Annotated in this window: 23 protein-coding genes; 13 read left to right on the plus strand and 10 right to left on the minus strand. The window is 70.9% G+C overall.

Annotation, left to right across the window (positions count from 1 at the left end; genetic code table 11):
* Positions 1-636: phosphate signaling complex protein PhoU (gene phoU / locus ASE87_RS12105; protein ID WP_056228797.1), on the minus strand; the 636-nt coding region annotated here is incomplete at its 3' end.
* Between the two features lie 239 nt (positions 637-875).
* On the opposite strand from phoU, the gene ASE87_RS12110 reads away from it, so the two are divergent.
* Positions 876-2,069, plus strand: coding sequence for a cell wall metabolism sensor histidine kinase WalK (locus tag ASE87_RS12110; protein WP_056229599.1), 1,194 nt, complete (start codon positions 876-878; stop codon positions 2,067-2,069).
* Between the two features lie 13 nt (positions 2,070-2,082).
* On the plus strand, positions 2,083-2,763 hold the full coding sequence (locus ASE87_RS12115; protein ID WP_043597216.1) for a response regulator transcription factor: 681 nt from the start codon (positions 2,083-2,085) through the stop codon (positions 2,761-2,763).
* Between the two features lie 128 nt (positions 2,764-2,891).
* Here the strand turns inward: ASE87_RS12115 and ASE87_RS12120 are convergent, their stop codons facing one another.
* The gene (locus ASE87_RS12120) at positions 2,892-3,488 is read right to left on the minus strand and encodes a hypothetical protein (RefSeq protein WP_192118921.1); all 597 of its coding nucleotides are present in this window, start codon (positions 3,486-3,488) and stop codon (positions 2,892-2,894) included.
* A 136-nt stretch (positions 3,489-3,624) separates the two neighbouring features.
* On the opposite strand from ASE87_RS12120, the gene ASE87_RS12125 reads away from it, so the two are divergent.
* From ASE87_RS12125 to rlmB, 4 genes are read left to right on the plus strand one after another with little or no spacing between them, the layout of a single operon-like run.
* Positions 3,625-4,107, plus strand: coding sequence for a CarD family transcriptional regulator (locus ASE87_RS12125; RefSeq protein WP_043597211.1), 483 nt, complete (start codon positions 3,625-3,627; stop codon positions 4,105-4,107).
* Positions 4,097-5,407: a 2-C-methyl-D-erythritol 4-phosphate cytidylyltransferase gene (ispD, locus tag ASE87_RS12130; protein WP_056228800.1), complete on the plus strand. Its 1,311-nt coding sequence runs from the start codon at positions 4,097-4,099 to the stop codon at positions 5,405-5,407. Before ASE87_RS12125 ends, ispD begins: the two co-directional genes overlap by 11 nt.
* Positions 5,404-6,822 (plus strand): cysteine--tRNA ligase, encoded by a 1,419-nt coding sequence (gene cysS, locus ASE87_RS12135; RefSeq protein ID WP_056228803.1) that lies wholly within the window; start codon positions 5,404-5,406, stop codon positions 6,820-6,822. Before ispD ends, cysS begins: the two co-directional genes overlap by 4 nt.
* Positions 6,819-7,865 carry a 23S rRNA (guanosine(2251)-2'-O)-methyltransferase RlmB gene (gene rlmB, locus ASE87_RS12140; protein ID WP_043597208.1) on the plus strand — a complete coding sequence of 349 codons (1,047 nt, stop codon included), beginning with the start codon at positions 6,819-6,821 and terminating at the stop codon, positions 7,863-7,865. The genes cysS and rlmB overlap by 4 nt, the downstream gene beginning before the upstream one ends.
* A gap of 72 nt (positions 7,866-7,937) precedes the next feature.
* Here the strand turns inward: rlmB and ASE87_RS12145 are convergent, their stop codons facing one another.
* The gene (locus tag ASE87_RS12145) at positions 7,938-9,239 is read right to left on the minus strand and encodes a DUF4032 domain-containing protein (protein WP_056228806.1); all 1,302 of its coding nucleotides are present in this window, start codon (positions 9,237-9,239) and stop codon (positions 7,938-7,940) included.
* A gap of 142 nt (positions 9,240-9,381) precedes the next feature.
* Positions 9,382-10,482 (minus strand): ABC transporter ATP-binding protein, encoded by a 1,101-nt coding sequence (locus ASE87_RS12150; RefSeq protein WP_043597318.1) that lies wholly within the window; start codon positions 10,480-10,482, stop codon positions 9,382-9,384.
* A 273-nt stretch (positions 10,483-10,755) separates the two neighbouring features.
* Between ASE87_RS12150 and ASE87_RS12155 the strand changes: the two genes are divergently transcribed.
* A complete protein-coding gene (locus tag ASE87_RS12155) occupies positions 10,756-11,703 on the plus strand; it encodes a thioredoxin domain-containing protein (RefSeq protein WP_043597205.1) in 948 nt (315 codons plus the stop codon).
* Here the strand turns inward: ASE87_RS12155 and ASE87_RS12160 are convergent.
* Entirely contained in the window at positions 11,700-12,251 is a 552-nt protein-coding gene (locus ASE87_RS12160; RefSeq protein ID WP_056228809.1) for a metallophosphoesterase, read from the minus strand. The two genes, ASE87_RS12155 and ASE87_RS12160, sit on opposite strands and share 4 nt — an antisense overlap.
* Before the next feature lie 194 nt (positions 12,252-12,445).
* Between ASE87_RS12160 and ASE87_RS12165 the strand changes: the two genes are divergently transcribed.
* From ASE87_RS12165 to ASE87_RS12175, 3 genes are all read left to right on the plus strand, one after another.
* The gene (locus ASE87_RS12165; RefSeq protein WP_056228812.1) at positions 12,446-13,579 is read left to right on the plus strand and encodes an AI-2E family transporter; all 1,134 of its coding nucleotides are present in this window, start codon (positions 12,446-12,448) and stop codon (positions 13,577-13,579) included.
* A gap of 287 nt (positions 13,580-13,866) precedes the next feature.
* Entirely contained in the window at positions 13,867-15,804 is a 1,938-nt protein-coding gene (locus ASE87_RS12170; protein WP_082452671.1) for an MDR family MFS transporter, read from the plus strand.
* A complete protein-coding gene (locus ASE87_RS12175) occupies positions 15,785-16,333 on the plus strand; it encodes a MarR family winged helix-turn-helix transcriptional regulator (protein WP_052505442.1) in 549 nt (182 codons plus the stop codon). The genes ASE87_RS12170 and ASE87_RS12175 overlap by 20 nt, the downstream gene beginning before the upstream one ends.
* Positions 16,334-16,506: 173 nt before the next feature.
* Here the strand turns inward: ASE87_RS12175 and ASE87_RS12180 are convergent, their stop codons facing one another.
* A complete protein-coding gene (locus tag ASE87_RS12180) occupies positions 16,507-17,550 on the minus strand; it encodes an NAD(P)-dependent alcohol dehydrogenase (protein ID WP_056228813.1) in 1,044 nt (347 codons plus the stop codon).
* 174 nt (positions 17,551-17,724) lie between these two features.
* Entirely contained in the window at positions 17,725-18,666 is a 942-nt protein-coding gene (locus tag ASE87_RS12185; RefSeq protein WP_056229601.1) for an ROK family protein, read from the minus strand.
* 82 nt (positions 18,667-18,748) lie between these two features.
* Here ASE87_RS12185 and ASE87_RS12190 point away from each other — a divergent pair, with 82 nt between their 5' ends.
* On the plus strand, positions 18,749-19,672 hold the full coding sequence (locus ASE87_RS12190) for a carbohydrate kinase family protein (protein WP_056228814.1): 924 nt from the start codon (positions 18,749-18,751) through the stop codon (positions 19,670-19,672).
* 51 nt (positions 19,673-19,723) lie between these two features.
* On the opposite strand, the gene ASE87_RS12195 is transcribed toward ASE87_RS12190, so the two are convergent.
* From ASE87_RS12195 to ASE87_RS12205, 3 genes are all read right to left on the minus strand, one after another.
* Complete coding sequence (locus ASE87_RS12195; RefSeq protein ID WP_056228817.1) at positions 19,724-20,731, minus strand: NADP-dependent oxidoreductase; 1,008 nt, start codon at positions 20,729-20,731, stop codon at positions 19,724-19,726.
* A gap of 169 nt (positions 20,732-20,900) precedes the next feature.
* The gene (locus ASE87_RS12200; protein WP_056228819.1) at positions 20,901-21,803 is read right to left on the minus strand and encodes a neutral zinc metallopeptidase; all 903 of its coding nucleotides are present in this window, start codon (positions 21,801-21,803) and stop codon (positions 20,901-20,903) included.
* Between the two features lie 27 nt (positions 21,804-21,830).
* Positions 21,831-22,268, minus strand: coding sequence for a DUF5997 family protein (locus tag ASE87_RS12205; protein WP_043597192.1), 438 nt, complete (start codon positions 22,266-22,268; stop codon positions 21,831-21,833).
* A gap of 33 nt (positions 22,269-22,301) precedes the next feature.
* Between ASE87_RS12205 and ASE87_RS12210 the strand changes: the two genes are divergently transcribed.
* Both ASE87_RS12210 and ASE87_RS12215 read left to right on the plus strand, forming a co-directional pair.
* Positions 22,302-23,027, plus strand: coding sequence for a LysR family transcriptional regulator substrate-binding protein (locus ASE87_RS12210; RefSeq protein ID WP_056228822.1), 726 nt, complete (start codon positions 22,302-22,304; stop codon positions 23,025-23,027).
* A gap of 51 nt (positions 23,028-23,078) precedes the next feature.
* The gene (locus ASE87_RS12215) at positions 23,079-23,861 is read left to right on the plus strand and encodes an SDR family oxidoreductase (protein ID WP_055974632.1); all 783 of its coding nucleotides are present in this window, start codon (positions 23,079-23,081) and stop codon (positions 23,859-23,861) included.
* The last annotated feature ends 5 nt before the right edge of the window (positions 23,862-23,866 follow it).

Here is a 23,866-nt window from a genome sequence, read left to right on the forward strand (position 1 = left end):
CCAGTCGCCGGTCGCGAGGTACTGGACCTTCTTGGCGATCGAGACCGCGTGGTCGGCGAAGCGCTCGTGGTAGCGCGACGCGAGGGTGGAGTCGACCGTGTCGACGGCCGCGCCCTTCCAGGTCTCGCCGAGCACCTTGTCGAAGACGCTGAGGTGCAGCTCGTCGATGCGGTCGTCGTCGTTGCGGATCTCTTCCGCCAGGCGGACGTCCTCGGTCGTGAGCAGCTCGGTGAGCTTGTTCGCGATGGCGACGTCGAGCTCGCCGAGCTCTTTGAAGGTCGGGCGCAACGACTTCGGCACGACCTTCTCGGGGAACCGGTAGCGGGCGAGCTGGGCGATGTGCTCGGCCATGTCGCCCATGCGCTCGAGCGAGGCGCTGATGCGCAGCGCACTGACCACGATGCGGAGGTCGCGGGCGACCGGGTTCTGGCGGGCCAGGATGTCGATGGCCAGCTCGTCGAGGGCGATGGCGCGCTCGTCGATCTTGTCGTCGTCGGCGATGACCTGCTCGGCCAACGAGACGTTCGACTCGTTGAAGGCCGTGGTCGCGTTCGCGATCGAGACGGCGACGAGGCCCGCGATCTCGACGAGACGCTCCTGCACCTCCAGGAGTTCCTGCTGGAATACCTCGCGCATGTCGTGTTCGACCCTCTCGTCGTGGGGGCTCGGTGGCCCTGGGAGCACGGTGGCTGTGAGCGACGTGCGGGACGCACGCTCGGCTCGTGACGTGGGGGCAGAGTCGCCCGCACAGTCCCGACGATGCTCTCCGGTGAAGGTTAACGACCGGTGATCACCGCCTGAACTCTGACCAAAGTACAGCGGATGGGACGACCTCCCGTTCATGCACCCACCGGGGGGTCACTACTGTGAACGACATGGAATCCGCCTGGCTGGTGCCGTTGTCGCTGGCCTTCGGGGTCGTCGTCGGCGCCGCGATCGTGGTGGTCGTCGTCTCGGCCCACCGACGAGCCGTTCGCGCCGCGGCACTCGTCGACGTCGCCCTGCCCGACGGCATCGACGCCGTGCTCGACGCGCTCGAGTCGGCGGGCCTCGTGGTCGACCCGTCGGGCAACGTGCTCAAGGCCTCGGCCGCGGCGCGCCAGCTCGGACTGGTCTCGGCCCAACAGCACCTCGTCCACCCCGAGGTCGAGACGATCGTCGACGCGGTGCGACGTCACGGCGACCCCGTGGTCGAAGAACTCACGCTGCCGCGCCTGCCCGGCAGCGAGGCCACCATCGCCGTGCACGTGCGGGCTGCGGCACTCGGTGGGCGATTCGTGCTGGTGCTCGCCGAGGACCGCACCGAGGGGCGTCGGCTCGACGACATGCGCCGTGACTTCGTCGCCAACATCAGCCACGAACTCAAGACGCCCATCGGCGCCGTCGGCCTGCTCGCCGAGGCGCTCGAGTCCGCGTCGGCCGATCCCGAGCAGGTGCGTCACTTCGCGGCCCGCCTGACCCGTGAGGCCGGCCGGCTCGGTCGCCTCACCCAGGACATCATCGAGTTGTCGCGTCTTCAGGCGACCGACGCCCTCGAGACCAGCGACTCGGTCGACGTCCGCACCGTGGTCGACACCGCCGTCGACCGCAACCGCGTGGGTGCCGAGGCGCGGGGCATCGACCTCGTCGTCCGGGGCGGCAAGCACGCGCACGTGATCGGCGACCAGGCGATGCTCGTCACGGCCGTCGACAACCTCGTCGCGAACGCCATCAACTACTCGCCCGACGGGTCGCGGGTCGGCATCGGGGCCACGGTCGACACGGGCGGGGTCGTCGAGGTCTCCGTGACCGACCAGGGCTACGGCATCCCCGACGACGAGCTCGACCGGGTCTTCGAGCGGTTCTACCGGGTCGACCCGGCCCGGTCTCGACGGACCGGCGGCACGGGTCTCGGGCTCGCCATCGTCAAGCACGTGGTGCAGAACCACGGCGGTGACGTGCGGGTCTGGTCGCAGGTCGGCAAGGGCTCGACCTTCACCCTGCGCCTCCCGGCCGCGGATGTCGACCCCGTCACCCGCTCGATCCCCACCACCGCCGCCTCGGCATCAGAGCACCAGGAGACACGATGACCATGGAGACCCGATGACCCACATCTTGATCGTCGAGGACGAAGAGTCCCTCAGCGAGCCCCTCGCCTACATCCTGCAGCGCGAGGGCTACCAGGTGAGCGTCGCCGAGGACGGCCCCGCCGCCGTCACCGCGTTCGACAAGACCGGAGCAGACCTCGTGCTGCTCGACCTCATGCTCCCCGGCATCCCGGGCACCGAGGTCTGCCGCGTGATCCGCACCAAGTCCCAGGTGCCGATCGTCATGCTCACCGCCAAGGACAGCGAGGTGGACATCGTGGTCGGCCTCGAGCTGGGTGCCGACGACTACGTCACGAAGCCGTACTCGACCCGAGAGCTGCTCGCCCGCATCCGGGCCGTGCTGCGCCGCCGCGTCGACCCCGACGACCTGTCCGACTCGATGCTCGAGGCAGGCGACATCCGCATGGACGTCGAGCGTCACGTCGTGACGGTCCGCGGCGACGACGTCGCCATGCCCCTCAAGGAGTTCGAGCTGCTCGAACTGCTCATGCGCAACGCCGGGCGCGTGCTCACGCGTGGTCAGTTGATCGACCGGGTCTGGGGGTCGGACTACTTCGGCGACACGAAGACCCTCGACGTGCACATCAAGCGCATCCGCTCGAAGATCGAGGCCGTACCGTCCGAGCCGAAGGCGCTCGTCACCGTGCGCGGCCTCGGCTACCGCATCGAGGCCTGACCCCGGGGCACGGGCCGACGGCCCGCTCCGACCACGTCGAGAGCCCAGGAGGCGCGGTGCCCGTCAGACGCGAGAGGCCCGGCACCGCACACGGCGGGCCGGGCCTCTCGGCTGACGGGGGAGGGACGCTACGGCGTCGGCGACGAGGACGGCGCCTGCTCGGTCGCCTCGGGCAGGGGCGTCGACGACGGCGCGGCGTCGCGGGACGGCGTGGGCGACGGCAGCAGGGTGGCGTACTCGCCCAGTGCACCGGTGAGCACGGGCACGACGAACGACTTGCCGGTCTCGGTGCCGTACTGGACGAAGATCGTCACGAGGGCACCCGGGTCGGAGTCGAGGGACTCCATGAGGAACTGGTCCTGACCGGGCTCGGTGCCGAGCGAGACCTGCGACGAGCCGTCGACCTCGACGGTCTGGGTCTTCTTGCCCGAGGTCGTGGGGTACTCGAACGATACCTCGGCGGCCTCGTCGCTCGTGTTGAGCACGACCATGCTGAGGCTGGCGGTGCCGCCGTCGCCCTCGCTGGCGGTGAGGGCGATCGCGTTGCGCACCTGGATGTCGCCGACGTTGACGCTCGTGCCGTCGCTCGCGTCGTACTGCTTGGTGGTGGCCTGCGGGCTGATGAAGTTGCACCCGGCGGCGGTCAGGACGACCACGGCACCGACGGCGGCGGCCGAGACGAGCCGCGTCGTCAAGCCGCGCGACTTCAGGGTTGGGGCTCGCACAGGTGTCCTCCAGGATCAGCGTCACGACAAACGTACGTGGTCCAGCTTATCCGCGCCCACGGGGGTCGGTTCCTTAGGGCAGCCTTACCAACGACTGCTTATGGTATCCTGGGTGTCGCAGAATGGAGCCTGATTCATGCAGTTCGAGGTCGGCGAGACCGTCGTATACCCGCATCACGGGGCAGCGACAATTTCAGAAGTCAAGAAGCGGATCATCAAGGGCGAAGAGAAGCTGTACCTCAAGCTTCGCGTCACCCAGGGTGATCTGACCATCGAAGTACCCGCAGACAACGTCGACCTGGTCGGCGTGCGAGACGTCATCGGCAAAGAAGGTCTGGACCGCGTCTTCGACGTGCTCCGCGCCCCCTTCACCGAAGAGCCGACCAACTGGTCGCGCCGCTACAAGGCGAACCTCGAGAAGCTCGCCAGCGGTGACGTCATCAAGGTGTCCGAGGTCGTCCGCGACCTCTGGCGTCGCGATCAGGACCGTGGCCTCTCGGCCGGCGAGAAGCGCATGCTCGCCAAGGCTCGTCAGATCCTGATCAGCGAGCTCGCGCTCGCCGAGAAGACCGACGAAGAGAAGGCGTCGAGCGTCCTCGACGAGGTCCTTGCGTCCTAGCACTCCCGACGACCGCTCGGTCGACGACGGTGGGGTCCACACCCCGTCCGGAGTCGGTCGGGCGGTCGTCGTCGTTGCGGCCGGCAGTGGCACGCGCCTCGCCCTCGGCAGGCCCAAGGCCTTCGTCGAGGTGGCCGGACGCAGCATCCTCGAACGCTCTCTCGACGCCGTCTTCGCGTCGGTCGTCCCGACGCAGGTCGTCGTCGTCGTGCCCGAGGCTCTCGTCGCCGAGTCCCGCGCCCTCGTCGACGCCGTCGCCGGCCCGGCCCGCGGTTACGCCTCCGTCGTCGTGGGCGGTGTCACGCGACAGCAGTCCGTCGCGGCCGGCCTGACGGCCCTGGGACCCGACGTCGAGACGGTGCTGGTCCACGACTGCGCCCGGCCGTTCACCCCCACCGCCCAGTTCGACCTGGTCGCCACGACCGTCGAGGCGACCGGCGACGGCGTCGTGCCGGGCCTGCCGGTCACCGACACGATCAAACGCGTCGACGGTGACGCCGCCTTCGTCGTCGACACCGTCGACCGCAGCGAACTCGTCGCCATGCAGACGCCGCAGGGTTTCCCCCGAGGCGCCCTCGACGACGCCTACGCGGCGGCCTCCGTCGAGCACACGGACGACGCGGCGCTCTTCGCCGCCGCCGGCCACCGCGTCCGCATCGTGGCGGGCGACCCGGTGGCCTTCAAGATCACCACCCCGTGGGACCTCCGTCGGGCCGAGACGATCGTCGCCGAGAGCGACGCGAGCGGGCCGGGGCGCGAGACGCCCGGTCGACCCGGCCCGCGCCTCCTGACCGGGGTCGGCACCGACGTCCACGCGTTCGACGCGGCCCAGCCGATGCACCTCGGGCTGCTGCACTTCCCGGGCGAGGCGGGCCTCGCGGGCCACAGCGACGGCGACGCGGTCGCCCACGCGATCGTCGACGCCCTGCTCTCGGCCGCGGGTCTCGGCGACATCGGGTCGAGCTTCGGCACCGACGACCCCCGGTTCGCCGGGGCGTCCGGCGACGTCTTCCTCACGGCCACCCTCGAGCTGCTCGCGGCGGCGGGGGCCGCACCGGTCAACGTCGCCGTCCAGGTGATCGGCAACCGCCCCCGGCTGTCGTCCCGTCGCGTCGAGATGCAGGACGGGCTGACCCGCGTGGTGGGTGCCCCGGTCAGCGTGTCGGCCACGACGACCGACGGGCTCGGCTTCACCGGCCGCGGCGAGGGCGTGGCCGTGATCGCGACGGCGCTCGTCACGCGCGAGGGGTCGTCCACCGGCGACGCGGCAGAAGCCGCGTCAAATAGGCTGATCACGTGACCATCAGGCTCTACGACTCCCGTCAGCAGACGCTCGTCGACTTCGTCCCGCTCGTGCCCGGCCAGGTGGGGCTGTACGTCTGCGGACCCACCGTCCAGTCGTCGCCCCACATCGGGCACCTGCGCTCGGCTCTGGTCTACGACCTCTGGCGGCGCTGGTTCACCTACCGTGGCCTCGACGTCACCCTCGTGCGCAACGTCACCGACATCGACGACAAGATCCTCGCGTTGGCCGCCGACACGACCGAAGAGTGGTGGGCGCGCGCCTACCGCTACGAACTCGAGTTCACCGCCGGCTACCAGGCGCTCGGCATCCTGCCGCCGACCTACGAGCCCCGGGCGACCGCCAGCGTCAGCGAGATGCAGCAGATCATCACGACGCTGCTCGAGAAGGGGCACGCCTACGTCGCCCCCGACGGCTCGGGCGACGTCTACTTCGACACCGCCGCCTGGCCGACCTACGGTGCCCTGACCAACCAGTCGATCGACGACATGGCACCCGCGGCCGACGCCGACCCGCGGGGCAAGCGCGACTCCCGCGACTTCGCGCTGTGGAAAGGCCACAAGGCCGACGAGCCCGAGTCCGCCTCGTGGGCCTCGCCCTGGGGCGAGGGAAGACCCGGCTGGCACATCGAGTGCTCGGCGATGTCGGCCCGCTACCTCGGCGAGGCGTTCGACATCCACGGCGGCGGGCTCGACCTCCGGTTCCCTCACCACGAGAACGAGCTGGCGCAGTCGACCGCGGCCGGCATGGGCTTCGCCTCGTACTGGATGCACAACGGCCTCGTCGCCGTCGAGGGCCAGAAGATGTCGAAGTCCCTCGGCAACTCGATCTTCGCCGCCGACTTCCTGGCGCAGGCCCGGCCCGTGGTCGTCCGCTACTTCTTCAGCGCCGCGCACTACCGGTCCACCATCGACTACCACGAGGGCGCCCTGCTCGAGGCCGAGGCAGCCCTCGACCGCGTCGAGACGTTCCTCGAGCGGGCTCAGCGCCGTCTCGCCGACACGCGCTTCGCCGGGGTCGGTGCCCGCGTCGTGCCCGACGAGTTCGGCGAGGCGATGGACGACGACCTCAACGTCCCCCAGGCCGTGGCCGTGCTGCACGACACGGTGCGGGCCGGCAACGTGGCCCTCGACGACGGCGACCTCGACACCGCCGCGCGCTCCTGGCAGCACGTGGCCGCCATGGTGGCCGTGCTCGGCATCGACCCGACCGCGCCCGAGTGGCGTGCCGGTGACGAGGTCGACGCGCACCGTGCGCTCGGCGCGCTCGTCGACGTACTCTTGGCCGAACGCCAGCAAGCCCGGGCCGATCGCGACTTCTCGCGGGCCGACGAGATCAGAGGCGTCCTGACGGGCGCCGGCATCACCATCGAAGACACCCCCAGCGGGTCGCATTGGAGCCTCGAACAGTGAAGAACACCAGCGGAGCACGCAAGGGCCGTCCCGGCAGCAGTGCCGTGCGTCAGGGCAGCAAGGGCAAGCAGGTCGGCAGCGGCGGACAGGGGCGCCAGGCGCTCGAGGGCAAGAAGCCCACTCCGGCGGCCGAGGACCGCCCGTACCACCCCGCGGGCAAGGCCAAGGCGGCGCGCGACCGGCTCGAGGCGGCGCGCGGTCGTGGCGGAGCCGGCCCCCGTGCCGGGTCGCCGATCGCCGGTCGCGGCGGGCCCGATGCACCCCGACGTCGCCCGAAGTCGGCCGACGACCACGAGATGGTCACCGGTCGCAACTCGGTCGTCGAGGCCCTCCGGACGCGCATCCCGGCGACGACCCTCTACATCGCCGCCCGCATCGAGATGGACGAGCGCACGAAAGAGATCCTGCAGCTCGCCACCCGTCGCGGCCTGCCGATCCTCGAGGTCATGCGCCCCGAGCTCGACCGCATCACCGGGCACGACTCCGTGCACCAGGGCGTCGCGCTCAAGGTGCCGCCGTACGAGTACGCACACCCCGTCGACATGCTCGAGGCCGCGGTCAAGCGTCAGCAGAAGCCGCTCTTCGTCGCACTCGACGGCATCACCGACCCGCGCAACCTCGGGGCGATCATCCGATCGGTCGCCGCGTTCGGCGGGCAGGGCGTCATCGTCCCGCAGCGTCGTTCGGTCGGCCTGACGGCGTCGGCCTGGAAGACCTCGGCCGGTGCGGCCGCGCGCATCCCCGTCGCGATGGCGTCGAACCTGACGCAGACCCTCAAGTCGTTCAAAGAGCAGGGCGTGTTCGTCGTGGGCCTCGACGGTGACGGCGACGTCATGCTGCCCGGCCTCGAGCTCGCCGATCGCCCGATCGTGGTCGTCGTCGGCAGCGAGGGCAAGGGCCTGTCGCGCATCGTCGCCGAGACCTGCGACGCGATCGTGTCGGTGCCGATCACCGGTGCCGTCGAGTCGCTGAACGCCGGCATCGCGGCCTCGGTCACGCTGTACGAGATCTCGAAGCTGCGCGCCGAGCGCAAGAAGAAGTAGGCGGGCACCCGCGAGACGCGGGTCTCGACGAGGCGCGGGTCGGCTGGGTGCCGGCCCGCGCCTCCTGCGTCCTCAGACCTTGCTGCGCCAGTCCTCGTCGGCGTCGGCCTCGTCGGCCTCGAGCTGGGCGGCCTCGGGCAGCGTGATCGACTCGGTCGCCGGCTCGATCACCATCTGCTCGTCGCGACGGTGTCGCAACACGTCGTTGATGTACGAGGTGAGGGCCTCGGCGATGGGCACGTCGCGGTTCTCGGCCTGCGACTGGTACCAGCGGTGCTCGAGCAGCTGGTGGAACACCTCGGCCGGTTCGAGTCGTCCGCGCAGGTCACGGGGGATCGACCGCACGACGGGTTCGAAGACGCGCGAGGCCCACTCGTGGGCGATCATCTCTTCGTCCGAGTCCGACTGGTCGGTGCGCATGCGGTAGGCGTCGAGGTCGTTCAGCAGGCGACGGGCCTGGTTCTCCTCCACGTCGAGGCCGGTGAGTCGCAGCAGGCGGCGGGAGTGGTGCCCCGCGTCGACGACCTTGGGCTGGATCTTGACCTGGCTGCCGCCCTCGGCCGTCTTGATCGCCAGTTCTTCGATGTCGAAGCCCAGGTCGTTCAGGCGCTCGACGCGGTCGTTGATGCGCCAACGTTCGGAGCTGTCGAAGGTCTCGGCACCGGTCAGCTCGGTCCAGAGGCTGCGGTACGCGGCGACGATGCCGTTGCTGACGTCGACCGGGTCGAGGTTGTCGTCGAGGCGCCCGCCGGCCTCGAGGTCGAGCAGCTCGCCGGCGATGTTGACGCGGGCGACCTCGAGGTCGTTCTCGCGCTGGCCGTTCGAGAGGCCGCCCGGGTAGAGCTTGCCGGTCTCGGCGTCGACGAGGTACGCGGCGAACGCGCCCGCGTCGCGGCGGAACAGCGTGTTCGACAGCGACACGTCGCCCCAGTAGAAGCCGATGATGTGCAGCCGGACGAGCAGCAGGGCCAGCGCGTCGACGAGGCGACGGGCCGTGTCGGGTCGCAACGTCTGCGAGTACAGCGCCCGGTACGGCAGCGAGAACTTGAGGTGCCGCGTCACGAGCACCGGGTTGAGCGGCGACCCGTCGGCGTCCTGGCGGTTGGTGATGACGGCGAGCGGATCGACGCACGGGATGTCCATGCGCTGCAGCGTGCGCAGCATCTCGTACTCGCCGCGGGCCATCTCGCCCGACGTCTCCTTGATCGCGATGACGAAGCCGCTGAGGTGCGCGAAGCGCACCAGGTGCCGCGAGATGCCCTTGGGCAGGGTCGCGATGGCCTCGTCGGGCCATTCCTCGAGCGGCAGGGCCCAGGGCAGGTCGAGCAGCGCCGGGTCGGCCGTGGCCGAGGTGATGTTGAGGGAGTCGGGCATGAGGGCCTCTCGTGCGGGGGAGCGCCGCCTGAGGCGAGGCGGCGGGGGAGGTCAGGAGGCGCGGGGCCGGAACGCGGGACGGCCCGCCGGGTCGATCGGAGGGATGCTCCGACCGGACTCGACGGGCCGACCCGACGGGGTGCTAGGCGCTGACGACGGCCTTGTCGCCGAGACGCTCGCCGCTCTCGGTGTCGAAGACGTGCACGTGGTGCGCCTGCGGGGTGACGTAGATCGTCTCGCCGAGCTTCGGGTGGTTGCGACCGTCGACGCGGACGACGACGTCGACGCGGTTGCCGTCGACCTCGGTGTGACCGTAGAGGTAGCCGTCGGCGCCGAGCTCTTCGACGACGTCGACGGTGACCGCGAGGCCCTCGCCGGTCGTGTTGACCACGACGTCCTCGGGGCGGACGCCCACGGTGACGCTCTTGCCGTTGGCCTGGCCGACGGTGTCGCGGTCGACCGCGGTGACGGCCGTGCCGAACTGGATGCCACCGTCGACGACGTCGGCGGGCAGCAGGTTCATGGCGGGCGAACCGATGAAGCCGGCGACGAAGACGTTCTGCGGCTTCTCGTACAGGTCGCGCGGCGTGCCGACCTGCTGCAGGACGCCGTCCTTCAGCACCGCGATGCGGTCACCCATGGTGAGGGCCTCGGTCTGGTCGTGCGTGACGTAGACCGTGGTGACGCCCAGGCGGCGCTGCAGCGACGCGATCTGGGTGCGGGTCTGCACGCGCAGCTTGGCGTCGAGGTTCGACAGCGGCTCGTCCATGAGGAACACCTGGGGCTGACGGACGATCGCGCGGCCCATGGCGACGCGCTGACGCTGACCACCCGAGAGGGCCTTGGGCTTGCGCGAGAGGTAGGGCTCGAGGTCGAGCAGCTTGGCGGCCTCGAGGACGCGGGTGGCGCGCTCTTCTTTGCCGACGCCGGCGATCTTCAGGGCGAAGCCCATGTTCTCGGCGACCGTCATGTGCGGGTAGAGCGCGTAGTTCTGGAAGACCATCGCGATGTCGCGGTCCTTCGGCGGGACGTCGGTGACGTTGCGGTCGCCGATGTAGATGTCACCCGAGTTGACCTCTTCGAGGCCCGCGAGCATGCGCAGGGTGGTCGACTTGCCGCAGCCGGAGGGGCCGACGAGGACGAGGAACTCGCCGTCGGCGACCTCGAGGTCGATGCCGTCGACCGCGGCGCGGGTGCTGCCGGGGTAGAGACGAGTTGCCTTGCTGAACGTGACTGACGCCATGATCTTCTCCTTCACCGGCAGGTACGTGCCGGACGATCCGTTGTGAATGGACGGTGATCAACCTCAGAGGTCTGCGGTGACCACCACCGATCAGCATGCCATGAAAATCTCTCGGATCGCCACGGGAGCGCCTCTTCTCCACCCTCTCTCGCCCGCGCCTGGCGGACTTCTGCCAGGCTCGCCTCGTACCATGTTTCGTGGCCACGACTCGTGGCGACCGTCCCCACCACCCGCTCGACGCGACCATGCGAGGCCGTCGCGCACCGGAGCCCCATGACTGACCTGAATCCCGACGACTCGTCGTTGACCAAGAACCAGCGGCGCGCGGCGGCCCGCCAGAAGGCCCAGCTCGCCCGCCAGAAGCAGAAGCGGCGCCAGCGCGCGGGCAAGTGGGCGCTGCAGGGCGGCCTCGCCCTCGTGGTGATCGCCATCGTCGTCGGCGTCGTCCTGGTCATCACGAACAGCATCCGTCCGGCCGGGCCCGGCCCCGCCAACATGGCCAGCGACGGCATCAAGATCGGTCAGGGCTTCGAGGCCGTGCAGACGGGGGCCCTCGGCCCCGACGACGAGCCCACGGCGTCCGCGTCCACGGCGTCGAGCGACACGGTCGACATCGTGGTCTACCTCGACTACCTCTGCCCCATCTGCGGCGAGTTCGAGCAGGCCAACAACGACTACATCAGCGGTCTCGTCGAGTCGGGGGCGGCGACGGTCGAGTACCACCCGGTCGCCATCCTCACGAACCAGTCCCTCGGCACGAAGTACAGCAACCGGGCGGCCAACGCGGCGGCCTGCGTGGCGAACTACTCGCCGAACTCGTTCTTCGACTTCAACACCGCCATGTTCGAGCAGCAACCCGAAGAGGGCACCCGCGGGCTCGACGACTCGCAACTCGCCGACATCGCGACCGGCGTCGACGGGGTGACGAAGGCGAGCGACATCACGAGGTGCATCGACGACGACGAGTTCGGCTCGTGGGTGACGGCGTCGACGCAGCGGGCCATCGACGGGCCCCTGCCGAACAGCGACCTCGACGCCCTGACGGGCACACCGACGGTCCTGGTCAACGGCCAGAAGTACGACGGCAGCCGTCCGTTCACGGTGCAGGAGTTCCGCAGCTTCGTCGTCACCGCGGCCGGCAACAGCTACACCGAGTCGGGCACGGCCAGCCCGTCGCCGACCCCGACCGAGTCGGCCCCTGCCGAGACGCCCGCCGGCTAGGTCGTCATGCGGGGGTGCGGAAGCACCCCCGTGCGGTCCCGTGCGGCGACGGGCAGCTCGTGCAGCACCACGTCGCGCACCTCGCCTGCGTCGAGGGTCAGCGTGAGGTAGGTGGCGTGCGGCTGGCGCCGACGGTCCGTGGGTGACCCCGGGTTCAGCAGGCGCAGGCCCGCGGGTGTCGTCGTGTCCCACGGGATGTGGCTGTGCCCGAACAGCAGCAGGTCGGTCTCGGGGAAGGCGCGGTCCATGCGGGCCTCGCGCCCCTCCTTGGCTCCGGTCTCGTGCACCACGGCGAGGCGCACGCCCTCGATCGTCGTGCGGGCGACCTCGGGCAGGCGCACGCGCAGCCCGTCACCGTCGTTGTTGCCCCGGACCCCGATCAGGAGGCGCGCGCGGGCCTCGAACTCGTCGAGCAGCGGTTCGCCGGTCCAGTCGCCCGCGTGCACGACGACGTCGGCCCGTTCGACCGCGGCCCAGACGACCCCCGGCACGGCCTTGGCCTTCTGCGGGACGTGGGTGTCGGACACGACGAGGACGGAGGTCGGCATGCCTCCCACGCTAGGCGCGCGCCGGGTCGCGGGGGCACCGATCCGGCCCGATATTCTCGTGACGGGGTTGGCTGTCCTAGTCGGGCCGATCAGCCCCGCCGCCTCCGTCGGCGCACCGGCACGCGGCCGTGCCCGACCGTGCCTCTTCCGGCGCCCCTCTCGACCCCCGCACCACCAGAAACGAGGACGACACCGTGGGACTCTTCCGCAGCCAAGAAGCCGAGGTGGCCCGTGAGGACGCCGCCGTCCGGCACTCCCTCTGGGCCGACGCCTTCGGCACGCTCGCGACGCGTGCCGTGCAGATCATCGCCGTCCTGATCGTCGCGATCGGCGTCATCTACGTCTTCCTCAGCCTGAGCCTCGTCACCCTGCCGGTGCTGCTCGCGCTGATCTTCGCGTCGGCCATGTTGCCGGTCGTCGCCTTCCTGCGGCGACACAGGGTGCCCTCGGTGCTCGCGACCCTGATCTGTCTCTTCGCCGTCCTGATCATCCTCGGGCTCGTCGCCTGGCTGATCGTGTGGGCCGTCGAGAGCCAGGCCAGCTCGCTCGCCGACTCGGCCACCTCGGGCTTCAACAAGCTGCAGGACTGGATCACGACCCTGCCGTTCTCGATCAGCGACCAGCAGATCGACGACGTCCGCAACGCGGCCGTCGACTTCGTCACGAGCTCGCAGTTCGGCTCGGGGGCGCTCGCCGGGGCTTCGGCGGTCGGCAGCTTCGCGACCGGCCTCGTCCTGATGATCGTCGTCCTGTTCTTCTTCCTGAAGGACGGCCCGGCCATCTGGGAGTTCCTGCTCCGCCCGTTCAAGGGCGAGAACTACGCCCGGGCCCGCCGCATCGGCGACAAGACGGTCACCACGCTCGGCGGCTACGTCCGTGGCACGGCGACGGTCGCCGCGGTCGACGCGATCGGCATCGGCGTCGGCCTCTGGATCGTCGGGGTGCCCCTGGCCCTGCCGCTCGCGGTCATCGTGTTCCTGACGGCGTTCATCCCCCTCGTGGGCGCCACGGCCGCGGGCATCCTCGCGGCCCTCGTCGCCCTCGTCGCACTCGGCCCGGTCCAGGCGCTGATCGTCGTCGGCATCGTGGTCGTCGTCAACCAGCTCGAGGGCAACTTCCTGCAGCCGGTGCTCATGGGCCGCACGCTGCAGCTGCACGGCCTCGTCATCCTGGTCGCGCTGACCGCCGGCACGATCCTCGGCGGCGTCGTGGGCGCCGTCATCGCCGTGCCGCTCATGGCCGTCGTCTGGGGCATCACCCAGGTCTGGAACGGCGACCACCAACCCGCCGAGATGTTCCGGCAGAAGAGGCCCGAAGAGGTCCGCTGACCCGGAAGGCCCTGACGGAGGCGCGGTGCGAGGAGGACTCGCACCGCGCCTCCTGCGTTCCCTCGCGACCGCGTCGCGGAGTTCGAGAAATATTTCTGCAGCAACTGCAGTGAAATGGTTGCGGATCGTCAACGAAAGCGTATGGTTGACGTTCTGCAACCAACGGACACGGCCAACGGCGATCGGTCCCTCACCATCTCGAACCACCGGAGCGCACCTTGTCGCAGACCACGACCGCCACGGGCACCAAGCCCGCGGCACCCCACGAGCCGGGCGAAGCGCCCGGCATGAGCCATCGTGAAGTCCTCACGGCCCTGTCGGGCCTGTTGATGGGCATGCTCGTGGCGATCCTCTCGTCGACCGTCGTGTCGACCTCGCTGCCGCGCATCGTCAGCGACCTGAACGGCAGCCAGACCTCGTACACCTGGGTCATCACCGCGACCCTGCTGGCCACCACCGTCAGCACGCCGCTGTGGGGCAAGTTCAGCGACCTGACGAACCGCAAGGTGCTGCTGCAAGTCGCCCTCGTCCTGTTCGTGCTCGCCTCCGTCGCCGCGGGTTTCTCGCAGAACACCGCCACCCTGATCACCTTCCGCGTCTTCCAGGGGCTCGGTGCCGGTGGCCTCACCGCCCTCGTGCAGGTCGTCATGAGCGACATCATCAGCCCGCGTGAGCGCGGCCGGTACATGGGCTACCTCGGCGCCGTGATGAGCGTCGGCACCATCGGCGGGCCGCTGCTCGGCGGCGTGCTCACCGACTCGATCGGCTGGCGCTGGAACTTCTTCGTCGGCGTGCCCGTCGGCGTCGCCGCCCTCATCGTCATCCAGCGCACCCTGCACCTGCCCCCGAAGCCCAAGAAGGCCGTCGTCGTCGACTACTGGGGCGCGGGCCTCATCGCCGGTGGCGTCTCGCTGCTGCTCGTCTGGGTGTCCCTCGGCGGCAAGCAGTTCGACTGGAACTCGACCACCAGCTGGTTGATGGGCGTCGGTGCTGCCGTCCTGCTCGCGCTCGCCGTCGTCGTGGAGTTCCGCTCGAAGGAGCCGATCATCCCGCTCACCCTGTTCACGAACCGCACGTTCACCTTCGCCGTGATCGCCTCGCTCAGCGTCGGCGTCGCCATGTTCGGCACCAGCGTGTTCCTCGGCCAGTACATGCAGCTCGCGCGCGGCCAGTCGCCGACGATGGCGGGCATCCTGACCCTGCCGATGGTGCTCGGACTGCTGATCTCGTCGATGGTCGCCGGTGCGCTCATCTCGAAGTACGGCAAGTGGAAGCCCTACATGATCGTCGGGTCGATCCTGCTCGCCGCCGGTCTCTTCCTGATGTCGACCATCGAGTACGACACCAACTTCGCCATCGTCTCCGTCTTCATGGCCATGATGGGGCTCGGCATCGGCATGGTGATGCAGAACCTCGTCCTCGTCGTGCAGAACTCGGTCGATGTCAGCGTCGTCGGTGCCGCCTCGTCGAGCGTCGCGTTCTTCCGCAGCCTCGGCGGCACGATCGGCGTCTCGGTCATGGGCGCCGTCCTCGGCACCAAGGTCTCGGGCTACATCACCGACGGCCTCACCGACGCCGGGGTCGACCCCAGCGCGCTCGGCAGCGGCGGCTCGACGAGCATCCCCGACCTCAGCACCGTGCCCGGCCCGATCCGGACGATCATCGAATCGGCCTACGGTCAGGGCGTCGCCGACGTGTTCCTCATCGCGGCTCCGCTGGCGATCATCACCATCGTGTTCGTCTGCCTGCTCCCGAACGTCGAGCTCGGCACCAAGACCGGTCTCCAGCGTGCGGCGGCGAAGACGGACGGCCCGACGGCCGACTCGTCGGCGGCCACGGCCTCGGACGACAGCGACGGAGGCGCGGCCCCGGTCGACGCGAACGCCGCGTCCCCGGCCGCCAAGGGAGTCGCGGCCACGGCCGGCCTGGCCCCCGCGGTGTCGAGCGCCCCGGCCACGGCCTCCACGCCCGTCACGGCGTCCGACCCGACCTCGGGCCTGTCGGGTTCGCCCGCGCCCGTCTCACCCGTCGACGGAGGGGACGGCGTCGCCGACGCGCAGCGCCGTCACCACAGCCACACGTCGACCGCCACCGGTACCATCGACACGATCATCGCGACGGGCGCCGCCGAGGTGGCGGGTCACCCGGTACCCGCCGACGAACTGGCCGAGAGCCCGGTGTTCTCGTCCCTGGTCGAGGAGAAAGATGTCGCAGCCGACCGTTGACGGCCAGCCCGAGGGCGCGGTGCTCGACGTGCCGCGCCCTGCGGGGGCCGAGGCTCCCGACCAGGCCGCACCGCGCCTCCCGGGTCCTGACGACGACGGCCGCGAGGGCCTCATGGCCGGCGTGGTCGACGAGATCGGCTCGATGATGGTCGAGGCCAAGCGCACGATCGCCGCGGCGGCGTCGCGCTTCGACCCGGACGTGCCCCCCACGGCCTTCTACGTGCTGCGGTACGTGATGAAGCACCAGCCGTGCAGCGCCGGCGACATCGTCAAGGCGATGGCGATGGACAAGAGCGCGGTCAGCAGGCAGGTCACGCTGCTCCGCGAGGCCGGGTTCGTCGACGTGGTGCCCGACGCGGCCGACGGTCGTGTCATGACCCTGCGCAGCACCGAACGCGCCGAGAGCCGCATGCTCGAGGTGCGGCACGAGAACCGCGCCGTGTTCCGCAACCACGTCGAGGGCTGGTCCGACGACGAGCTCGCCGAGTTCGCCGGTTGGCTTCGTCGGTTCAACACCCCCGCCGGGTAGCGGAGCCGGTTGACGTCTGCTGGTGCCGACCCCCGACGGGCGAGTTCGTCGGAGGGGGGCTGCCGTGGTCGCCCGCCGTCCCCGGGGTCGCCCGTGGTCGTGCCCGTCCGCCCTCAGCATCGACGAAGGCCCCCTCCCGTGACGGGAGGGGGCCTTCGTGCGTGCGGCGGGTGCTAGATGGTCGCGGTGTCGATCACGAAGCGGTAGCGGACCTTGCTGGCGACGACGCGCTCGTAGGCCTCGTCGACCTCGTCGGCGCCGATCGTCTCGATCTCGGCGCCGATGTGGTGCTCGGCGCAGAAGTCCAGCATCTCTTGCGTCTCGGGGATGCCGCCGATGTTCGAGCCGGCGAGGCTGCGGCGGCCGCCGATCAGCGACCCGGCGCGGAACGACTGGGGGTTCTCGGGCAGGCCGACGAACACCATCGTGCCGTTGAGGCGCAGGGTGCGGGCGTAGGCGTCGATGTCCATGTCGGCCGAGATCGTGTTGATGATCAGGTCGAACGAGTTCTTGAGCTCGGAGAACGTCGACGGGTCGCTGGAGGCGTAGTAGTGGTCGGCGCCGAGCTTGAGGCCGTCCTCCTGCTTGGACAGCGTCTGGCTGATGACGGTGACCTCGGCGCCCATGGCGTGCGCGATCTTGACGGCCATGTGACCGAGACCGCCCATTCCGACGACCGCGACCTTCTTGCCGGGGCCCGTGCCCCAGTGCTTCAGCGGTGAGTAGGTGGTGATGCCGGCGCAGAGCAGCGGCGCGGCCTCGTCGAGTGCGATGCCCTCGGGGATCGACAGGACGTAGTTCTCGTCGGCGACGATCTGCTTGGCGTAGCCGCCGTAGGTGGGCTCGCCCGAGTACTGGCGGCCGTTGTAGGTCGCCACGTTGCCCTTGACGCAGAACTGCTGCTCGCCGGCGAGGCAGTTCTCGCACTCGCGGCAGCTGTCGACGAAGCAGCCGATGCCGACGCGGTCGCCGACCTTGTGCTTGGTGACGTCGGAGCCGACCTCGGTGACGATGCCGGCGATCTCGTGGCCGGGCACCATCGGGAAGATGGCCTTGCCCCACTCCTCGCGGGCCTGGTGGATGTCGCTGTGGCAGATGCCGGCGAACGCGATGTCGATCTGGACGTCGTTCGGACCGACGTCGCGCAGCTCGACGGTGGAGTGCTCGAAGGGGGCGCCGGCGGACGGCGTGAGCAGGACGGGGACGGTGGTGGGCATGAGATGACCTCTCTGCGAGTGGTGGTGCGGTGGTGGTGGTGCGCGCCCCGAGGGCGCGACGGATTCCGACGACGTTGTGGGATGCAACCCAGCCTAGGCCGGGCCACCGACGACCGTTCCCAGAGAAGCGGCCGACCCCGGGAGGCGCGGGTCACCGACCGCAGGAGGCGCGGCTCAGCCGAGCAGCTCGGCCCGCCAGACGAGCGCGGCGGCCCCGACCAAGGGGCTCTCGTCGCTCAGGCCCGAGCGGACGACCCGGACGCGACGGGCGTACTCGTTGACCGGCGCCTCCTGGACCGTGGCCCGGACCAGGTCGAGGTAGTCGTCGCTGACGCGCGAGAACCCGCCGCCGATCGCGACGACGTCGAGGTCGAGCAGCGTCGTGACCGACGAGACCGCCTCGCCCACGGCGTTGGCCGAGCGGCGGACGGCCGCGACGGCGATCTCGTCGCCCGCGACGTAGCCGGCCGCCAGGTCTTCGCCGCGCTCGCCCTGCCAGCCCTGCTCACGGGCCCAGGCGACGACGTTCGGGCCCGAGGCGATGACCTCGAGGGTGGCCGCCCAGGCGTTCTCGCCCGCGGGGCGGTCGGCGATCTGGATCTGGCCGATGTGGCCGGCGTTGCCCGTGCCTCCCGAGAGCAGGCGGCCGTTGACGATGAGGCCTCCGCCGACACCGGTCGAGACGGTGATCGCCAGGGCGTTCTCGGCACCCTGGGTGGCGCCGACCCAGTGCTCGGCGAGGGCGAGGCTGACGCCGTCGAGCCTCAGGGTCACGGGGGCGGCGTCGGGCAGGGTCGAGGCCGCGAGGGCCGCGACCTGCTCGCGCAGCGGGTAACCGCGCCAGGCGTGCAGGTTGATCGGCGACACCGTGCCGTGCACGAGGTCGACCGGCCCGGCGCTGCCGATGCCCGCCCCGACCAGCACGTCACCGTCGGGCAGGGCATCGAGGGCGTGTGCGACGACCGCGCGGACCGCCTCGGCGAGTTCGTCGGACGTCGACCCGGCGCCGGTGGGGCGTCGGTCGCGACTGCCGTCGAGCAGGGTTCCGTCGGAGGCGACCAGCGCCGCCTCGACCTTCGTTCCGCCCACGTCGACGGCCAGTGCGTAATCGGTCACGTCGGCCAGCGTAGCGGGGGAGTGCGACCCGACCGCGTGCCGCAATAGGGTGGCTGCCGGCACGCTGACGAAAGGCACCCCCATGGACACCACCGACGGTCGGGTCGCCGTTCTCGGCGACGCCCTCATCGACGAACTCCGCACCGACGACGGCTCGACCGACCACGTCGGCGGGGCCGGCCTCAACGTCGCCGTGGGGCTCAGCCGCCTCGGGGTTCCCACGACGCTGCTCGCCTCGATCGGCGACGACGCCGACGGCGAGTCGATGCGCGCCTTCCTCGCCGAGCACGGTGTCGAGCTCGTCGCGACGATCAACCCCCTCGGCACCGGCCGGGCGGTCTCGCTGCGGGTCGACGGCGAGCCGACCTACGTCTTCACCGACGCCGCCGTCGCCCGCGGTCTCGACTTCTCGCCCGAACAGCTCGCCGTGCTCGCCGCCGCCCCCGTGGTCGCCGTCAGCTCGTACCCGTTCGACGACGCCCCGCTCACCGAGCGGCTGCTGCGGGTGGTCGGCACCGACCCGGTGCGGCTCGTCGTCGACCCGAACCCGCGGCCGGGGTTCCTGCCCGGCGGGGCGGCCCAGATCGCCGACTTCGCCGCCGGCTTCGAGCGGGTCGCGGCCTCGACCCTGCTCGTCAAGATCGGCGACGACGACGCCGAACTCGTCGCCGGGCGCTCGCTCGACGACTGGCAGGAGGCGCTCCTCGCGGCGGGCACCGGGGGAGTGCTCGCGACCCGCGGCTCGGCCGGGGCGAGCCTGGTCCTGGCCGCGTCGGCGCAGGGCACCGCCGGCAACGACGTGACGCGGGGCATCTCGTCGGCCGAGGGCGAGGTCGTCGACACGATGGGCGCGGGCGACGCGACCTTCGCGTCGATCGTCGCCTCGCTGCTCGCCGAGCGGCGCGAACCCGGCTCGGTCGACTGGCCGGCCGCCCTCGAGCAGGCCATGGACGTGGCCGCGGCGACGGTCAGGGCTCCGGGGGCGTTGCTGCGGCTGCCCCGCTGACGCCGACGGGGTCCGCCGACCCGCGCCTCCTGCGCTCTGCCGGCGAGCGACTCAGCCGAGCGACTCGGCGACCGCCCGCGCCTTGCCCGACAGGTACCAGTGCGAGCGTGCACCGGTCTCGACCGGCTGCATGCCCACGACGACCTTGCCGCGCGAGTGCTGCTCGGCGAGGTCCTCGAACGCCTGGGCGATGTAGTCGAACGGGTAGAAGCCCGAGACGAGCACGCGCAGCTTGTTCTCGGCGATGAGTTTTGCCAGGGCCGACAGGATCATCGCGGGTTCGGTGTCGTCGCGCTCGGCCCCGATGAAGCGGATCTCGCGCTCGAGGCGGTCCTCGCTCGAGCTGAACCGGGCCGGCAGCACGCCGAGGTCGGCGCTGAGCGCCGGGTTGTCCCCGCCGAAGTTGTCGATGAACGCCGTCACGTGGCGGTCGGTGCCCGCAACCTTGTCGATGCGTTCGCGCAGGCCCTCGCCGTAGTCGACCGGCACGACGCCGATCGAGCGCAGGTAGTCGTGGTTGCCCGGGCTGCAGGTGCCGATCACCTTGGCTCCGAGCTGCAGGGCGAGCTGGCACTCGATGTGGCCGACACCACCCGCCGCCGCTGTGATCACGACCACGTCGTCGGGCCCGAGGTGCAGGCTGCGGACCGTGTCGTACGCGGTGGCCCCGGCGAGGTAGAGCCCTCCGGCGACCTCCCACGGGACGTGCTGCGGCTTCGGCACCACCGCGCTGGCCGGCACGGCGATGTAGGTGGCGTGCGCGCCACCGCCGACCGCGTGGCCGAGCACCTCGGCACCGACCGAGAAGTTGCGCACCGCCGCGCCGCGCTTCTTCACGATGCCCGCGAAGCACGAGCCCTCACGGGCCGGGAAGTCGAGGGGCAGCCGGTCGACGAAGTCTCCCTGCCGGATGAAGTTCTCGATGTGGTTGAGGCCCGCGCAGATGACCTCGACGACGACCTCGTCGTCGGCCGGTGTCGGCAGCGGCTGCTCGACGAAGTGCAGCTGGGCGACGTCTCCGTACCCGTCGAACTCGATGGCCTTGCCCGGTCGTGCCATGACGCGCCTCCACTGCTGTCGTCGCGGCGGCGCCTGTGCCGTCGCGAGGGTGAGTGAATTGTGCGCCCTCGAGGTCGTCGTCGTCCGGCGGGCTCGCTTCGAGTTGCCTGGACGCGTCGTGCCGGCGGTGGCGGTGTCCCCGGTCAGGAGGCGCGGGTCGGCCTCGCCGTCAGAGCTGGCCGGTCGGCACCGAGAACGTGTCGCAGGCCGTCGCGCCTTGGCTGCGGCCGGTCTCGAACCACCTCTGGCGCTGCTCGGCCGAGCCGTGCGTCCAGGTGTCGGGATCGACCTGGCCGCCGCTCGCGGACTGGATGCGGTCGTCGCCCACCGCCGCCGCCGCGTCGAGCGCGTCGGCGACCTGCTGGTCGGTCACGGGCTCGAGGAACGTGGTGCCGTTCGCGTCCTGCACGGTGGAGGCCGCGCCGACCCAGGCGCCGGCGTAGCAGTCGGCCTGCACCTCGAGCCGGATGGTGTCGGAGCCCGGCCCCGTGCCGCTGCGATCGGCGCGGTCGAAGGCCCCGGTCAGCTGCTGGACGTGGTGGCCCCACTCGTGGCCGACGACGTACATCTGGGCGAGGGGGCCGCCGCTGGCCCCGAACTGCGACCGCAGCTGCTCGAAGAAGTCGGTGTCGACGAAGAGGGCCTCGTCGGGCGGGCAGTAGAACGGGCCCGTGGCGCTCGTCGCGCCGCCGCAGCCGGTGTCGGTCGAACCGCTGAAGAGGAAGAAGTCGGGGGTGCGGTAGTCGGTGACGCCGAGGGCGGGTGCCTCGGCGGCCCAGTACGCGTCGAGCGAGTCGGCCGCACCGACCATGCGGCAGTCGACGCTGTCGTTGGCCTGCGCGCCGGTGGTGCACTCGGAGGACAGGTCGCCTTCGCTGACCGGCTGGGCGCCACCGCCGGCCATGCCGCCGCCGAGCAGCCCCGACACGTCGACGCCGGTGGCCTGGCTGATGAGGAAGACGGCGATGAGGCCGACGATGCCGATGCCGCCGCCGGCGACACCCACCGTGCGACCGCGACCGCGTCGCTTGACCTTGCTGCCGTCGAGGCGCGCGTCGTCGTTGAAGGACATGTCGCCGACGGTAGCGCAGGGCGGGGGTCAGTGCCCTTCGGCGGCTTCTTTCGCCTCGCGCTCTTTGCGGAGCACCTCGCGGCCGGCGTTGCGCTCTTTCACGCGCAGTTCTTCTTCGCGCACGTCGGCGTGGATGCCGCGTTCGGTGCGGAGCCAGTCGGGCATCTCGTCGAGCAGGGCGTGGATCTCGTCGGTGGTCATGACGTCGTCGACGCCGGCCCGGGCGAGGCCGGAGGTCGAGATGCCGAGCTTCTGGGCGACGACGGGTCGCGGGTGGGGACCGGTGCGGCGCAGCTCGGACAGCCACTCGGGCGGGTTCGTGCTGAGCTCGGCGAAGGCCTCGCGCGTGACGGGGGCGGCCTGGAACTCGGCGGGCGTGGCCGGCAGGTACACCCCGAGCTTCTTGGCGGCCGTGAAGGGCTTGAGGGTCTGCGGCTGCTTGCCGGACGGCGCGTCGGAGGTCATCTGCCCAGGGTACCGGGCCGATACCCTCGACCCATGACGACCGAGCCGACCCGCACCCCGTTCCGCATCGGGGTCGTGCCCGGCGTCACCCTGTCCAAGTGGTCGAGGCTCTGGGAGGAACGCCGTCCCGAGACCCCGCTGGCCTTCGTGCCGCTCGCCGACGCGGACGCGGTGCCCGCCCTCGACGACGCCCGGGGCGACGACCGGGTCGACATGGCCCTGGCCCGCCTGCCGATCGAGGTCGAGGGGCTGTCGGTCATCCGGCTCTACGACGAGCGGGCCGTCGTCGTCGTGCCGAAGGACCACGCCGTCACCGCGGCCGGCGTCGAGGACGAGGTCGAGGCCGCCGCGTTCGCCGACGAGCACCGGCACGACCTCGACCCGTCCCTCTCGCTCGCCGATGCCGTCGCCGTCGTCGCGACCGGGGCCGGCGTCGCCGTCATGCCGCAGTCCCTCGCCCGGCTGCACGCCCGCAAAGAGGTGACCTACCGCTACGTCGCCGACCTGCCGTCGACCACGATCGCGCTGGTCTGGCCCGAGGGCGAGCTCACCGACGACCTCGACGACTTCATCGGCGTCGTGCGGGGCCGCACGGCCCGCAGCTCGCGATCGAGGAGGCGCGACGAACCCGGGCAGGAGGCCACGGCCCGCAAGGGGTCGGCTCCCGACCCGCGCGGGGCGAAGCCGAAGCGCACGCCGCCGAAGGGCCGTGGGCCGCAGCGCGGCACGGGCCGCAGTCGACCCCGCCGAGGGCGCTGACCCCTCTCGCGCCGACCCCTCCTGCGCCGATGGGTCTGACAAGCTGAGCGGATGTCGAAGGAGACCTACATGTCGAAGAACATCTGTCTGCTCACCGGTGCCGGCCGCACGAACTCGATCGCGAACGGCATCGCCCACGAGCTCGCCGCCGACGGGTGGGACCTCGCCCTGACCACCTGGGACGGTTACGACGCCGCCATGCCCTGGGGTCTCAAGGCCGTCGACGTGGACTCGCTCGTCGGCGAGCTCGAGGCCACGGGTGCGCGCGTGGCCGTGTACCCGGCGGATCTGGGGGACCCGGGGACTCCCGCGCGCCTCCTCGGGGCGGTGAACGACGACCTGGGGCCGGTGACGGCACTCGTTCTGTCGCACTCGCACAGCGTCGACTCGTCGATCCTCGACACGACGCTCGAGAGCTGGGACGCGCACTACGCGGTCAACGTGCGTGCGGCATGGCTCGCGATCAAGGCCTTCGCCGAGCAGTTGCCCCCGGTCGACCGGCTCGACGACGGCGCCCGCATCGTCGCCCTCACGAGCGACCACGTCGTCCACAACCTGCCCTACGGGTCGAGCAAGGGCGCCCTCGACCGGCTCGTCGTCGCGGCGGCGCGTGAGCTCGGGCACCTGGGCGTCTCGTCGAACGCGCTGAATCCCGGCCCGATCGACACGGGGTGGATGGACGATGCCATCCGCGCCAGCGGCACCGAGCGTCAACCGACCGGGCGCCTCGGCACGCCCGCCGACATCGGACGGGTCGTGCGCTTCCTGCTGTCGCCCGAGGGTCGCTGGATCTCGGGCCAACTGCTCAAGGCCGACGGCGGCTTCTCGGTCTGAGCGGC

Origin of the sequence: Frigoribacterium sp. Leaf44 (assembly GCF_001421865.1) — a bacterium.
Classification (GTDB): Bacteria; Actinomycetota; Actinomycetes; order Actinomycetales; family Microbacteriaceae; genus Frigoribacterium.

Coding starts and splice junctions, on each gene's coding strand:
- ASE87_RS12145 (WP_056228806.1), bottom strand. CDS start 9,239: ATGCCCGACTCCCTCAACATCACCTCGGCCACGGCCGACCCGGCGCTG.
- ASE87_RS12205 (WP_043597192.1), bottom strand. CDS start 22,268: ATGACCTCCGACGCGCCGTCCGGCAAGCAGCCGCAGACCCTCAAGCCC.
- ASE87_RS12170 (WP_082452671.1), top strand. CDS start 13,867: ATGAGCCATCGTGAAGTCCTCACGGCCCTGTCGGGCCTGTTGATGGGC.
- ASE87_RS12160 (WP_056228809.1), bottom strand. CDS start 12,251: ATGCCGACCTCCGTCCTCGTCGTGTCCGACACCCACGTCCCGCAGAAG.
- ASE87_RS12110 (WP_056229599.1), top strand. CDS start 876: ATGGAATCCGCCTGGCTGGTGCCGTTGTCGCTGGCCTTCGGGGTCGTC.
- ASE87_RS12200 (WP_056228819.1), bottom strand. CDS start 21,803: ATGTCCTTCAACGACGACGCGCGCCTCGACGGCAGCAAGGTCAAGCGA.
- ASE87_RS12150 (WP_043597318.1), bottom strand. CDS start 10,482: ATGGCGTCAGTCACGTTCAGCAAGGCAACTCGTCTCTACCCCGGCAGC.
- ASE87_RS12210 (WP_056228822.1), top strand. CDS start 22,302: ATGACGACCGAGCCGACCCGCACCCCGTTCCGCATCGGGGTCGTGCCC.
- ASE87_RS12215 (WP_055974632.1), top strand. CDS start 23,079: ATGTCGAAGGAGACCTACATGTCGAAGAACATCTGTCTGCTCACCGGT.
- ASE87_RS12115 (WP_043597216.1), top strand. CDS start 2,083: ATGACCCACATCTTGATCGTCGAGGACGAAGAGTCCCTCAGCGAGCCC.
- ASE87_RS12180 (WP_056228813.1), bottom strand. CDS start 17,550: ATGCCCACCACCGTCCCCGTCCTGCTCACGCCGTCCGCCGGCGCCCCC.
- ASE87_RS12190 (WP_056228814.1), top strand. CDS start 18,749: ATGGACACCACCGACGGTCGGGTCGCCGTTCTCGGCGACGCCCTCATC.
- ASE87_RS12175 (WP_052505442.1), top strand. CDS start 15,785: ATGTCGCAGCCGACCGTTGACGGCCAGCCCGAGGGCGCGGTGCTCGAC.
- ASE87_RS12155 (WP_043597205.1), top strand. CDS start 10,756: ATGACTGACCTGAATCCCGACGACTCGTCGTTGACCAAGAACCAGCGG.
- ASE87_RS12125 (WP_043597211.1), top strand. CDS start 3,625: ATGCAGTTCGAGGTCGGCGAGACCGTCGTATACCCGCATCACGGGGCA.
- ASE87_RS12195 (WP_056228817.1), bottom strand. CDS start 20,731: ATGGCACGACCGGGCAAGGCCATCGAGTTCGACGGGTACGGAGACGTC.